This window comes from Microbacterium zouquanmingi (assembly GCF_052266675.1).
Taxonomy (GTDB): Bacteria; Actinomycetota; Actinomycetes; order Actinomycetales; family Microbacteriaceae; genus Microbacterium.
Window position 1 is genome coordinate 594,253 of sequence record NZ_JBQPRA010000003.1, and the last position, 12,489, is coordinate 606,741.

Genomic DNA, 12,489 nt, shown 5'->3' on the forward strand with positions numbered 1-12,489 from the left:
CACAGAAGCGGCTGGCCTATGTGAGAACTTGGCCAGATGCAGATCCTGCCCAGCCCCCTGCCTCTCGTCCTCTCTCGCGACCAAGGCGTCAGCCATACGGAACGCGGATGGCGCGCAGGCACGCTGACGCGTCTCGCGCGCGGCGTGTATGTCGAGACTGAACCGTGGAGAGCGCTTCCTCCGTGGGAGAAGTATCTCGTCCGGGTTCACTCGGTAATCGCGGTTGACCCTCGTCGAGTGATCTGCCACGAATCGGCGGCGGCGCTGCTGGGTGTATTGATCGCTTACCCCAGCCGCCCCGTGCATGTGCTCGCTGGCGAAGGTTCGTCACGGGAGTACCGTGGTGTCCGCACGCACGTATTCGTCGAAGCGCGCGAAATCATCAGCATCGATGGCATCCGTCTCACATCGCCCTCCGCGACGGCCGTTGACATTGCCCGTACCCGTCCACCCGCCGAGGCGCTGGCGTATGCCGATGCACTGTTGCGCATCGATTCCACGACCATCCCCGAATCACTCGGCGCCCTCAACGAGGCACTCGCCTCCGGGCGCGGACGGCGCCAGGCTTGTTGGGCACTGGAGCACGCGACTGGGATCCCGGAGAGCGTGCTGGAGTCGGCAAGCGTGGCAGTGATGGAATGGCTGGGCTACGAAGCACCCACTCTCCAACAGGAGTTCAATTTTGAAGGACAGCTCGACCGATGCGACTTCTATTGGAAAGACGCAGACGTCATCGGCGAGGCCGACGGTGATACGAAATACTCGGCCGATTCAGGCGATCCGACGGCGGCGATCATCAAAGAGAAGAGCCGCGAGAACAGACTGCGGCGCAACACAGCGGGTCTCGTGCGCTGGGGATGGCGCGAGCTGCACGAGATCGATCCCGTTGATGCAGCGCTTCGCTCGGCGGGGTTGCAACCCGTACGCCCTCGCGACACGATGCGTCTGGCGAACTTCAGCCCGTTGGGCCGAGACTGACGCGCAAACCTGCAGAACCACGCCGAGACCGCGGCGGATCGCGCGCGTCTCGGCGTGGTTTTGCAGGTTCGAGGGGGGAACGGGTCAGCGGGTCGCGAACACGGCGACAGCCGCCCAGACCACGAGCACCGCAAGAGCGATGATGGATGCCCAGTCCCAGGTGCGGACGACGACAGCATCCGGTTGGATTTCCGCATCCAGACGAAGGCGTTGCATCCGCGCGATGCCGTCTTCGGCCGTTTCGTTCCCGTCCTCGCGCGTCCGCTCGGGGCCGATCCTTCGCGGACGTGAGCGGGCAGGGCTGCCGAAGCAGCGCACGACGACGCCATCATCCAGCGTCAGCTCGAGCTGCCAGCGCATGGCGATGCGCTTCACCCTGCTCCATGGAATCCAGGTGCGACGAAGAAGGTTCTGCACGTGGACGCCGCGGCGGTCGGCGCGCACGTCAGACGCGATCCCCACCACGTAGACCGCCCAGAGGACCAGCAGCATCCATGGTGCGAGAAGCAGCGCTTGGGCGCCCCCCGATCGGACGGCTGCGTCGATCAGCAGTGCTGCCGCGACCAGCGCACAGAGCACGAACAGGACGACCGACCCGGTGACTCGAAAGACCCGGGCCGGTCGAGCGTCCCTCATCCGCTGACGCCACCCAGAGGCAAAGTTGCTCCGGGGATGGCATCCAGCAGTCGGCGGGTGTACTCCTGCTGAGGATTGCTGAAGATATCGTCGACCGTACCCTGCTCGACGATGCGCCCCTGCTCCATGACGCACACGAGGTCTGCTGCGACACGAACGACCGCGAGGTCGTGGGTGATGAACAGGTACGTCAGGCCGAGGTCGCGCTGCAGGTCGGAGAGCAGGTGCAGGATCTGATCCTGCACGAGAACATCCAGCGCAGAAACGGCCTCATCGAGAACCACGATGTCCGGCTTCAGCGCGAGCGCACGCGCGATCGCAACGCGCTGGCGCTGGCCGCCCGAGAGCTCGTTCGGGTAGCGCCAAGCGAGTTCCTGAGGCAGAGCCACCTGCTCGAGCAGGTCGAGCGAGCGCTGGTGCTGCTCGTCGCGCGTGCCGATGCCGTGCACATGGAGCGGCTCGGAAATGAGACTGCCGATGCTGCGCAGCGGGTCGAGCGAGCCGTACGGGTCCTGGAACACCGGCTGCATACGACGACGCAACCGGAACACATCCGACCGCGACATCGTGCTCGTCGCCAGCCCGTCTATGAGGATCTCACCGTCGGTCGGCTTCTCCAACTGCAGGAGCATCTTCGCGACCGTGGACTTGCCCGAGCCGGACTCCCCCACGAGCGCCAGCGTCTTGCCGCGCGGAATCGAGAAGGAGACGTTGTCGACTGCACGGAAGTTCTCGTGACGCAGGCCACCGGTGCGGATCGAGAATTCCTTGACGAGGTCACGCACCTCGACCACAGCCGGAGCGTCCTCGTTCACCTGCATGGACCGCCCCGTGAGCCCGATGCGCTTGGATGCCAGGCTGGGGGCAGCCGCGACCAGTCGCTGGGTGTACGGGTGACGCGGATTCGAGAGGATCTCAGCGCTCGCACCGGCTTCGACGATCTCGCCCTGGTTCATCACGAGGATGCGGTCGGCGCGCTCGGCGGCGAGTCCGAGATCGTGCGTGATCAGCAGCACGGAGGTGCCGCGTTCGCTGGTGAGAGTTGCGAGGTGATCGAGGATCACTCGCTGCACCGTGACATCGAGCGCGCTGGTGGGCTCATCGGCGATGAGCAGTTTCGGGTCGGCTGCGAGGCCGATTCCGATCAATGCACGCTGCCGCATACCTCCGGAGAACTGATGCGGGAACTGGTGCATGCGCCGGGCTGCATCGCTGAGGCCGGCCTGAACGAGAACCTCGACCGCACGGTCGTGCACCTCGCGCCGTCCCCGGGCGAGCCCGTTCGCTCGCACAGCTTCCTTGACCTGGAAGCCGATCGACCACACGGGGTTGAGGTTCGACATCGGGTCCTGCGGGACGTAGCCGATCTCACGCCCGCGGATCCGCTCCATCGCATGTCGGCTCGCCTTGGTGAGATCCTTGCCGTTGAGCTCGATGCTCCCCGCGGTCACTTCACCGGTGCCAGGCAGCAGGTCGATGATCGCGGCGGCCGTGGTCGACTTGCCGGAACCCGACTCACCGACGATCGCGAGCGTCTCACCCTCGAGGATGTCGAAACTCACGCCGTGCAGGACCTCGCGCGACTTCTTGCCGCTGCGGAACGCAACCTTCAGGTCACGGATGCTGAGAAGCGGTGCATTCATCGCTGTGCCCTCGCCTTCGGATCGACGGCGTCGCGCAGCAGCTCGCCGAGACTGATGAATGCCAGCACAGTCACCGTCAGCGCGAGCGACGGCCAGAACAGCGCCATAGGTGCTGTTCTGATGCTGGTCTGAGCCTGGCTGATGTCGTTGCCCCACGACATCGTGCTGCCGCCGAGACCGACACCGAGGAACGAGAGCACGGACTCTGCGACGATTGCCGCGGCGAGGCTGAGGGTTGCGACCACGATGACCGGTGCCATGGCGTTGGGCAGCACGTGGCTCAGCAGCGTGCGGAATCGTGAGAGACCCACAGCTTCTGCGCCCATCACGAAATCGGCCTGTTTCACGCGGAGCACCTCAGCGCGCATAATTCTCGCCGTCGACGCCCACGCGAACCCACCGATCGCGAATGCGAGCACGATCTCGTTCCGCACCGGCATCACAGACATCACCACGATCGCCGCGATGATGTACGGGATCGTGAAGAAGATGTCGCCGATGCGCGAGAGCAGCGAGTCGAGCCAGCCGCCGTAGAATCCGGCGAACGCGCCCATGATCACGCCGAGGACCGTGCTGATCAGCGTGGCGAGCAGGCCCACCACCACTGAAGTGCGCGTTCCCCAGATGATCCGCGAGTACACGTCACACCCCTGGCGGGTGAAGCCAAGGGGGTGCCCGGCCTCCGGCCCGCCGTTGCTCTTCGCAAGTTCGCAGCCGTTGTTGGGAGCGACGTTCGTGAACAGTCCCGGCCACAGCGAGACGATCACCACGAGCAGGACGAACGCTGCGGAGATCCAGAACAGCGGGCGGCGGCGCAGATCGCGCCAGGCGTCGAGCCACAGGTTACTGCGCTTGGCATCGATGCGGACGGCGTCGACCGCAATCGACGTCGTGTCGACGGGAGCGACGTAGTGCTCCACGTTCGCGTCAGGACGAGACATAGCGAATCCTCGGGTCGAGCAGGCCGTAGATCAGGTCCACGACGATGTTGATGAACACATAGACAACGACGAACACCGTGACGAACGAGACGACTGTCGGGTTCTCGCCTCGAATAATCGCCTGGTACAGCGTGTTTCCGACGCCAGGGACGTTGAAGATGCCCTCGGTGACGGTGGCGCCGACCATGAGGATGCCGAACACCGTTCCGAGGTCGGTGACCATCGGGATCAGCGAGTTGCGAAGAACGTGCACGGGGATCACACGTCCACGCGACAGCCCCTTGCTGTATGCGGTGCGCACCCAGTCCTGGTTCAGCGTCTCGATCGTGGAGCTACGGGTCAGGCGCATGCTCGTCGCGTAGACGCTGAGCCCGAGGACTATGGCGGGAAGCCAGAGATCACCCCAGTCGTTGCGCGCACCGACCGTCGGTCTGAACCACCCCAGCTGCACTGCGAGGAAGTATTGTGCGAGGAACGCGAGCACGAAGATCGGCACCGCGACGAAGATGAGCGCGAGCACGAGCATCGAGTTGTCGAAGATCCCGCCCTTGCCGAGGGCGGAGAACAGTCCGATGACGATCGCGAGCCCGAACGCGATGACGATGGCCATCACCGCGAGACGCAGCGTGACGGGGAACGTCCTGGCCAAGATGTCGCTAACCGGTTGGCCCGAGAAGCTGATGCCGAAATCGAGTCGGAAGATTCCGGCAATGTAGTAGAAGTACTGCACGATGAAGGGCTGATCGAGGTGGTACTGCGCGCGCAGTCTCTCGAGAAGCGCCGGGTTGGGCTGTCGGTCACCGAACAACGCCGCGATCGGGTCGCCGGGCATTGCAAAGACCATGAAATAGATCAGCAGGGTGGCGCCGAAGAACACCGGGATCGCCTGCAGGATCCGTTTGAGGATGTAAAGAGCCACCCTCGACCTCCGTTCAGATACGGGCCGGACAGGTGACGAGGCGGTGGTCTTCACCACCGCCTCGTCATCTGTCGTTCGGGTGTCAGCCTACCTTGGTGATCTGTTCGTACAGAGGCACCGAGTTCCAGCCGAACTCCACGTTCTCGACGGTCTCACCGTAGCCACCGACGACGTTCGAGTACCACAGCGGCGTAGCCGGGAGGTCACGGAGCAGAACCTCCTGAGCCTGCTGGAACAGGGAGTTCGCCTCCTCAGGATCCGTCGCCGAGATGCCCTGCGAAAGCAGGTCATCGAACTCGGGGCTGGAGTAGTCTCCGTCGTTCGAGCCGGCGTTGGTTGCGTAGAGCGGGCCCAGGAAGTTGTACAGACCCGGGTAGTCCGCCTGCCATCCGGTGCGGAATGCGGTCAGGATCGCACGATCGGTGACCTCACCGCGCAGTTCAGCGAAGGTCGGGTACGGTGCACCCGATGCGTCGATGCCGAGCGTGTTCTTGATGGAGTTCACAGTGGCGTCGACCCAGGCCTGGTGGCCTCCGTCGGCGTTGTAGGCGATCTGGAAGGAGCCACTCCAGGGGCTGATCGCGTCAGCCTCTGCCCACAGTGCCTTGGCCGTCTCGGGGTCGTACGCCAGAACCTCGGCGCCTTCGAGCGTGTCGGACCAGCCGTCGATGACCGGCGAGGTGAAGTCGCTGGCCGGGGTGCGGGTGCCTTGGAAGATCACGTCGGTGATCTCCTCGCGGTTGATCGCCATCGACAGCGCCTGACGGCGCAGCTTGCCCTCGTCGCCACCGAAGTGCTCGAGGCGCTCGGGGATCGTGAAGGACTGGAAGATCGCGGCCGGCTGGTTCACGGCGCGGTCGCCCAGGTCTGACTCGAAGGTCTCGAAGGCCGAGTCCGGGATCGCGTCGAGGACGTCGAGTTCGCCAGCCTGCAGGTCTGCATACGCAGCGTCCTGCGAAGCGTAGAACTTGATGTCCAGTCCGCCGTTGGCCGGCGTGCGCGGACCGTCGTAGTCAGGGTTGGAGACGAGGTTGATTCCGACGTCGTGCTGCCACGCGCCCTCGCCCTCGAGCATGTACGGGCCGTTGCCGATCGGGTTCTCGCCGAAGGTGTCGATGTCGTCGAAAGCGACATCGGGCAGCGGGAAGTACGCGGAGTAGCCGAGACGCTGAGCGAAGTCAGATGCCGGCTTGTTCAGCGCGATCGTGAAGGTGTAGTCGTCGACCTGCTCGAGACCGGTCAGCTCAGAGTCCTCGTCGTAGCTGAAGCCCTCGATGTCTTCGAAGAAGTAGCTGGAGAGCTGCTCGTTCGATGCGAGAGCACCGTAGTTCCACGCGTTGATGAAGTTGTCAGCAGTGACCTCTTCACCATCGGTGAACTTCAGCCCCTCACGGAGCTTGACGGTGAGGTGCTGCGGGTCTTCGACCGTGATGTCCTCAGCGACGTCGTTGAACACCGAACCGTCGGCCGCGTAGCCGATCAGCCCTGCGAACATCGCGTCGAGGATCTTGCCGCCGCCGACCTCGTTGGTGTTGGTCGGGATCAGCGGGTTCTGCGGCTCAGAGCCGTTCACCGAGATGATGGCCGAAGCATCGCCTCCGCCAGTGCTGTCGCCGTTGCCGGAATCGTCGTTCCCGCTCGCGCAACCAGCCAGAACCATGGTTCCGGCGGCAAGCAGGCCCACCCCGGCGAGGGTGATCTTGTTTCGCTTCATGTGAGTGTCCTCCTGTGGACAGATGCAAAGGCGCGACAACAGTGAGCGCACCATTACATCTGAGGCTACGTGACCTTCTCGCGCACAGGTAGCGCCGTTAATGAACCGTTACTGAACGATCGCCAAGGAAACTCGGTCTCCCATCCCGCGAAACCGCATTTCTTGCGCTTTCGCGGGATGGACTGTTCATGCGAATGCCTCGATCGGAGGGCAGGCGCAAACCAGGTTGCGATCGCCGTATGCCTGATCGATCCGGCGCACAGGAGGCCAGTACTTCGACGCGACGAGCGTACGCACCGGGTATGCGGCATCCTCACGGGTATACGCGTGGTTCCATTCCCCCGAGATCAGGGACGACGCGGTGTGCGGTGCATTCACGAGCGGATTGTCCTCCGCGGGCCAGCGGCCTGCGGCGACAGCATCCGCCTCCTGCTTGATCAGGATCATCGCCTCGATGAACCTGTCGATCTCGCCGAGATCCTCCGACTCCGTCGGCTCGACCATGAGAGTCCCCGGCACGGGGAACGACATGGTCGGCGCGTGGAAACCGTAGTCGATGAGCCGCTTGGCGACGTCGTCGACAGTGATGCCTGTGGCGTCTTTGAGTGGACGGAGGTCGAGGATGCACTCGTGCGCGACGCGGCCGTTCTCACCCGTGTACAGCACCGGGAAGTGCTCGCCGAGGCGAGCCGCGATGTAGTTCGCCGACAGGACGGCGGCAGCCGTGGCATCGCGCAATCCGCCTGCGCCCATCATGCGGACGTACGACCACGAGATCGGCAGGATGCCGGCCGAACCGTACGGAGCGCCCGAGACGACACCACCGGCGAACTCGTACCCGCCGGCATGCGTCGTCCGCTGCTCGAGCGGATGGGACGGCAGGTAGGGAGCAAGATGCGCCTTCGCCGCGACCGGCCCGACGCCTGGTCCACCCCCGCCGTGCGGGATGGCGAATGTCTTGTGCAGGTTCAGGTGTGAGACGTCGCCGCCGAGATCGCCGAAGCGCGCGTAGCCGAGCAGCGCGTTGAGGTTCGCGCCGTCGACGTACACCTGCCCACCCGCATCGTGCACCGCATCGGTGATGTCGACGACATCCTGCTCGTACACACCGTGCGTCGACGGATACGTGATCATGAGCGCCGCGATCTCATCGGCATGCGCGGCGATCTTCGCGCGCAGGTCGTCGAGATCCACGTTTCCGAGGTCGTCGCACGCGACGACGACGACCTTCATTCCGGCAAGAACCGCGGATGCTGCATTCGTGCCGTGCGCGGATGACGGGATCAGGCATACGGTGCGAGCCTCATCGCCGTTGGCTTGATGGTAGCCGCGGATGGCGAGGAGTCCTGCGAGCTCACCCTGCGAGCCGGCATTCGGCTGCAGGGAGACGGCGTCGTATCCGGTGACCTCGGCGAGCCAGCTCTCGAGCTGGTCGATCATCTCGAGGTACCCCTCCACGTCGGATGCCGGGGCGAACGGGTGGATGCCAGCGAATTCCGGCCAGGTGATCGCAGCCATCTCGGTGGCCGCATTGAGCTTCATCGTGCAGGAGCCGAGCGGGATCATTCCGCGATCGAGTGCGTAGTCGCGGTCGGCGAGGCTCTTGAGGTACCGCATCATGGCGGTCTCGCTGTGGTGCACGTGGAAGACGGGGTGGGTGAGGTAGTCGTCCGTGCGGTGGAGCTTGTTGGGGATACGAGCCCGCGTACCGTCACCACGCGGGTCGATCACCCGCGCTGAGGCGACGAACAGGGATGCAACTGTCGAGAGCTCTGCGTACGTCGTCGTCTCGTCGACCGAGATGCTCACTGTGGCGTCATCCACGAGATGCAGCAGGATGTCGTGCTCGTCATGCGCGCGCGCCACGACCGCTGCAGCATCCTGAACACGCACGGTCAGTGTGTCGAAGAACGTCTCATGCACGACCTCGACATCGCGCTCGGCGAGCCAGTCGCCGAGTACCGCGGCCTTGGATGCGACCTCACCTGCGATCTGCCGCAGCCCGTCCGGCCCGTGGTAGACCGCGTACATCGCCGCCATCACGGCCAGTAGCACCTGCGCGGTGCAGATGTTGCTGGTCGCCTTCTCGCGGCGGATGTGCTGCTCACGCGTCTGCAGTGAGAGGCGGTAGGCGGGCTTGCCCTCGGCATCAACCGAGACGCCGACGAGGCGGCCGGGCAGCTGACGCTCCAAGCCCTTGCGCACAGCCATGTAGCCGGCGTGCGGCCCGCCGAAGCCCATCGGCACGCCGAAGCGCTGGGTCGTGCCGACCGCCACATCGGCGCCGAGTGAGCCGGGCGACGAGATCAGCGTGAGTGCCAGCAGGTCGGCGGCGACGACCGCGAGGCCTCCCGCGACGTGCACGGCGTCGATGACGGGTGTGGGGTCCCAGACGAGTCCGGATGCCGCGGGGTACTGCACGAACGCACCGAACAGTTCCTCGGGCAGCGCTTCGCCACCGGACAGGTCGCGCTCGATGAGCTCGATACCAAGCGCCGATGCACGCGTCGCAAGCAGCGCCTTGGTCTGCGGGAACGCATCGGCGTCCACCACGAACACGGGCGACTTCGACTTCGACGCTCGACGCGCCAGCAGCATCCCTTCGGCGACCGCCGTGGACTCGTCGAGCATCGAGGCGTTCGCCGTCGACAGCCCGGTGAGGTCGGCGACCATCGTCTGGAAGTTGATCAGGGCTTCGAGCCGCCCCTGCGAGATCTCCGGCTGGTACGGCGTATACGCCGTGTACCACGACGGGTTCTCCAGCACATTGCGCTGGATCACGCTGGGCGTGAGCGTGCCGTAGTACCCGAGGCCGATCATCGAACGGTTCACCGTGTTGCGCGATGCGAATCTGCGCAGCTCAGCGAGGGCCTCCGCTTCGGTCGCGGCCGGCGGCAGCACGGAGCTCCCTGAGCCTGTCGAAGGGGCGAAGATGGCGGCGGGAACGGCCTGACGCATGAGCGTCTCGACCGGTGCATCAGCATCCGTGAGTCCGAGCGCCTCGAGCATCGTGCGCTGGGTCTGGGCGTTGGTTCCGATATGACGATCGGCGAAGGCTGTCACTGCAGGATCAACCTTCGGTCAGCGCGACATATGCATCGCGGTCGAGCAGTGCGTCCGTGCCGCCTTCGGCGATCGCCACCTTGATCAGCCAACCGCCTCCGAAAGGCTCGGCGTTCACGAGCGACGGGTCATCGACGACCGCGTCATTGACCTCGATCACTCGGCCGATGACGGGGGCGTAGAGTTCGCCGACCGACTTGGTCGACTCGATCTCGCCGATGACCGCTCCCGTCGTGAGGTCGAGACCGACCTGCGGCAGCTCGACGAAGACGACGTCGCCGAGCTTGTCGGCCGCATAGTCAGTGATTCCGATCGTGGCCGTCGTGCCCTCGATGTGGAGCCACTCGTGCTCTTCGGTGTACTTGAGTGCGTTGAGATCGGTCATTTCTTCCTCCGGTAGAAAGGCAGTGCGGTAACGGTTGCAGGGATCTTGGTGCCGCGGACATCGAGGAACACCGTGGCTCCTTCGTCGGTGAACGCAGGATCGACGAAGGCCATCGCGATCGGGTGTCCGAGAGTGGGGCTGAGTGCGCCGCTGGTGATCTCGCCGATGACGGTGCCCTCGTCGGTGACGACGGCGTAGCCAGCGCGGCCGGCACGCTTGCCCTCGGCGGTGAGACCCACGAGAACGCGCGGTTTGGACCCTTCGACAGACTCAGGGATCGAAAGCGCCGCCTTGCCGACGAAGTCGTCCTTGTCGGATGCCACGACGCGGCCGAGCCCGGCCTGCGCAGGTCTGATCCCGAGTGAGAGCTCATGACCGTACAGCGGCATGCCCGCCTCGAGCCGGAGCGTGTCGCGCGCTGCGAGTCCGGCCGGAACGAGGCCGTGCGGCTCACCTGCGGCGAGCGCGGCGTCCCAGAGCGCAGCGGCGTCCTCGGCACGAACGAGCAGTTCGAAGCCGTCTTCACCGGTGTAGCCCGTACGAGCGACGAGAAGCGGTTCACCGTTATAGCGCGCGTCGGTCCAGGCATAGTACTTCTGCTCGGCCCACGGGACAGTGAGGTCAGTGATGCCGTCGATCACCGCGGCGATCGTCTCGGATGCCGGCCCCTGGATGGCGATGAGCGCGAAGGAGTCCGAGACGTCTTCGACCGTGACACCGGTCTTCCCGCCGACGAACGCGAACGACCCGTTGTCGCCGACCATCTCTGGCGTGCGGCGGAACGCGTGTGCGCGTACGCGCTCACTGAGCGCCGCAGAGACGGCATCCCGGTTGCCGGCGTTCGAGATGACCAGGAAACGGTCGTCGCTGATCCGATAGACGATGACGTCATCGATGATGCCGCCGGAGTCGGAGAGCAGCAGCGAGTACTTCGCCTTGCCGATACTCATGGTCGATAAGCGCCCCGCGAGCGCGTAGTCAAGATACGCGGCGGCTTCGGAGCCATGGACGAGGAACTCGGCCATGTGCGAGATGTCGAAGAGGCCCGCGGCCTGTCGCACGGCATGATGCTCGGCGAGATCAGAGGTGTAGCGCACCGGCATCTGCCAGCCGCCGAAATCCGTGAAGGACGCCCCTAGCGACTCATGTCGCTCTCGGAGCGGAGTGAAGCATGCCTCGGTCATGGAGTTCTCCCGTGTGGATCGGAAGGATGCCGTACGGAATGCACGGTATCCGAGAACTCCCCCTCTGTCATGGGCCTGAGAGTTTCGCCCGTGATCTCGACGCTTCGACGCGCTCAGCGAGCGAAGGTCAATGTGGGGCTTTCACCGTCGGCGGATGCATGAGCATCGCTTTTCAGAGTGGCCTGACCTGCGCGGTACTCGGTACCTGAGAGATTGGCGGGGAGGCTTGCTCCTTCGGTGCCCGGTCGCATTCACCGGGGCTCTCCCGCACGGGTCGTGAGGCCTTCTTCAGTTGTCACTGACAGCTTAGCCGCACACACCCTCTCATCTAGGCTCGACAGCGTGACTTCTCCCGACGGCAGTTCCGACGCGATCCGCGTCGCCGTGTCGACCGTCATCTTCTCGGTGCGCAGCGGCACGGACGGCGACCGTTTGATGCTTCCGTTGGTGCGACGCACGCGAGAGCCGTATCTGGGGTCCTGGGCGCTGCCCGGCGGCTGGCTCGATCCTGCTGAAGATCTGGATGCCGCGGCATCCCGCACCCTCGCCGAGACCACCGCTCTCAAGCCGAGCTATCTCGAGCAGCTCTACACGTTCGGCGACGTCGACCGCTCCCCCGTGCGTGCGATCTCGATCGTCTATTGGGCGTTGCTGCGGTCCGACCTCGTCGACGCGCACCGCGCGGCCGCCGGCGCACCCGAGAATGTGGAGTGGTTCGACGTCGAGGCGATGCCGACGCTCGCCTTCGACCACAACCGCATAGCCGAGTACGCCCTGTGGCGCCTGCGCAACAAGGTCGGTTACAGCTGGATCGGTGCGGGGCTCCTCCCGGATGAGTTCACACTCACGGAGCTGCGCGAGGTCTACGAGACGGTGCTCGGCCGCCGCCTTGACCCCTCGAACTTCCGGCGCCTGCTCGAAGGATCAGACGAGCTCGTCCCCACGGAGTCGTTCCGTACCGGCAAGCATCGCCCCGCGCGGCTGTTCCGCGTCGCTTCCGACGGCTGAAATTGCAGTAAAGGTCAT

At 64.9% G+C, this 12,489-nt stretch carries 10 protein-coding genes and 2 riboswitches; of the genes, 2 read left to right on the forward strand and 8 right to left on the reverse strand.

Features of this window, described 5'->3' with window-relative positions; translation table 11 throughout:
• Positions 1-36 precede the first annotated feature (36 nt).
• The gene (locus tag ACTU6V_RS10285) at positions 37-978 is read left to right on the forward strand and encodes a type IV toxin-antitoxin system AbiEi family antitoxin (protein ID WP_443475540.1); all 942 of its coding nucleotides are present in this window, start codon (positions 37-39) and stop codon (positions 976-978) included.
• A gap of 84 nt (positions 979-1,062) precedes the next feature.
• Here the strand turns inward: ACTU6V_RS10285 and ACTU6V_RS10290 are convergent, their stop codons facing one another.
• From ACTU6V_RS10290 to ACTU6V_RS10325, 8 genes are all read right to left on the reverse strand, one after another.
• Complete coding sequence (locus ACTU6V_RS10290) at positions 1,063-1,614, reverse strand: PH domain-containing protein (protein ID WP_443475541.1); 552 nt, start codon at positions 1,612-1,614, stop codon at positions 1,063-1,065.
• Entirely contained in the window at positions 1,611-3,257 is a 1,647-nt protein-coding gene (locus ACTU6V_RS10295) for a dipeptide ABC transporter ATP-binding protein (RefSeq protein ID WP_443467177.1), read from the reverse strand. The genes ACTU6V_RS10290 and ACTU6V_RS10295 overlap by 4 nt, the downstream gene beginning before the upstream one ends.
• Positions 3,254-4,198, reverse strand: coding sequence for an ABC transporter permease (locus tag ACTU6V_RS10300; RefSeq protein WP_443467178.1), 945 nt, complete (start codon positions 4,196-4,198; stop codon positions 3,254-3,256). Before ACTU6V_RS10300 ends, ACTU6V_RS10295 begins: the two co-directional genes overlap by 4 nt.
• A complete protein-coding gene (locus ACTU6V_RS10305; protein WP_443467179.1) occupies positions 4,185-5,117 on the reverse strand; it encodes an ABC transporter permease in 933 nt (310 codons plus the stop codon). Before ACTU6V_RS10305 ends, ACTU6V_RS10300 begins: the two co-directional genes overlap by 14 nt.
• 82 nt (positions 5,118-5,199) lie before the next feature.
• Positions 5,200-6,831: a peptide ABC transporter substrate-binding protein gene (locus tag ACTU6V_RS10310; protein ID WP_443467180.1), complete on the reverse strand. Its 1,632-nt coding sequence runs from the start codon at positions 6,829-6,831 to the stop codon at positions 5,200-5,202.
• A 186-nt stretch (positions 6,832-7,017) separates the two neighbouring features.
• Positions 7,018-9,840 (reverse strand): aminomethyl-transferring glycine dehydrogenase, encoded by a 2,823-nt coding sequence (gene gcvP, locus ACTU6V_RS10315; protein ID WP_443475572.1) that lies wholly within the window; start codon positions 9,838-9,840, stop codon positions 7,018-7,020.
• Positions 9,841-9,901: 61 nt separating this feature from the next.
• Positions 9,902-10,279 (reverse strand): glycine cleavage system protein GcvH, encoded by a 378-nt coding sequence (gene gcvH, locus ACTU6V_RS10320; RefSeq protein ID WP_443467181.1) that lies wholly within the window; start codon positions 10,277-10,279, stop codon positions 9,902-9,904.
• Positions 10,276-11,463 carry a glycine cleavage system aminomethyltransferase GcvT gene (locus ACTU6V_RS10325; RefSeq protein ID WP_443475542.1) on the reverse strand — a complete coding sequence of 396 codons (1,188 nt, stop codon included), beginning with the start codon at positions 11,461-11,463 and terminating at the stop codon, positions 10,276-10,278. Before ACTU6V_RS10325 ends, gcvH begins: the two co-directional genes overlap by 4 nt.
• Before the next feature lie 54 nt (positions 11,464-11,517).
• A riboswitch (glycine riboswitch) is annotated at positions 11,518-11,645 on the reverse strand.
• Positions 11,646-11,741, reverse strand: a riboswitch (glycine riboswitch). It abuts the riboswitch before it with no gap.
• A 64-nt stretch (positions 11,742-11,805) separates the two neighbouring features.
• Between ACTU6V_RS10325 and ACTU6V_RS10330 the strand changes: the two genes are divergently transcribed.
• Positions 11,806-12,471 carry an NUDIX hydrolase gene (locus ACTU6V_RS10330; protein WP_443467183.1) on the forward strand — a complete coding sequence of 222 codons (666 nt, stop codon included), beginning with the start codon at positions 11,806-11,808 and terminating at the stop codon, positions 12,469-12,471.
• Positions 12,472-12,489: the final 18 nt, after the last annotated feature.

Bases quoted from the DNA above. Each gene is read 5' to 3' on its own strand.
- ACTU6V_RS10285 (WP_443475540.1), top strand. From the start codon at position 37: ATGCAGATCCTGCCCAGCCCCCTGCCTCTCGTCCTCTCTCGCGACCAA.
- ACTU6V_RS10290 (WP_443475541.1), bottom strand. From the start codon at position 1,614: ATGAGGGACGCTCGACCGGCCCGGGTCTTTCGAGTCACCGGGTCGGTC.
- ACTU6V_RS10295 (WP_443467177.1), bottom strand. From the start codon at position 3,257: ATGAATGCACCGCTTCTCAGCATCCGTGACCTGAAGGTTGCGTTCCGC.
- ACTU6V_RS10300 (WP_443467178.1), bottom strand. From the start codon at position 4,198: ATGTCTCGTCCTGACGCGAACGTGGAGCACTACGTCGCTCCCGTCGAC.
- ACTU6V_RS10310 (WP_443467180.1), bottom strand. From the start codon at position 6,831: ATGAAGCGAAACAAGATCACCCTCGCCGGGGTGGGCCTGCTTGCCGCC.
- gcvP (WP_443475572.1), bottom strand. From the start codon at position 9,840: ATGCTCGAGGCGCTCGGACTCACGGATGCTGATGCACCGGTCGAGACG.
- gcvH (WP_443467181.1), bottom strand. From the start codon at position 10,279: ATGACCGATCTCAACGCACTCAAGTACACCGAAGAGCACGAGTGGCTC.
- ACTU6V_RS10325 (WP_443475542.1), bottom strand. From the start codon at position 11,463: ATGACCGAGGCATGCTTCACTCCGCTCCGAGAGCGACATGAGTCGCTA.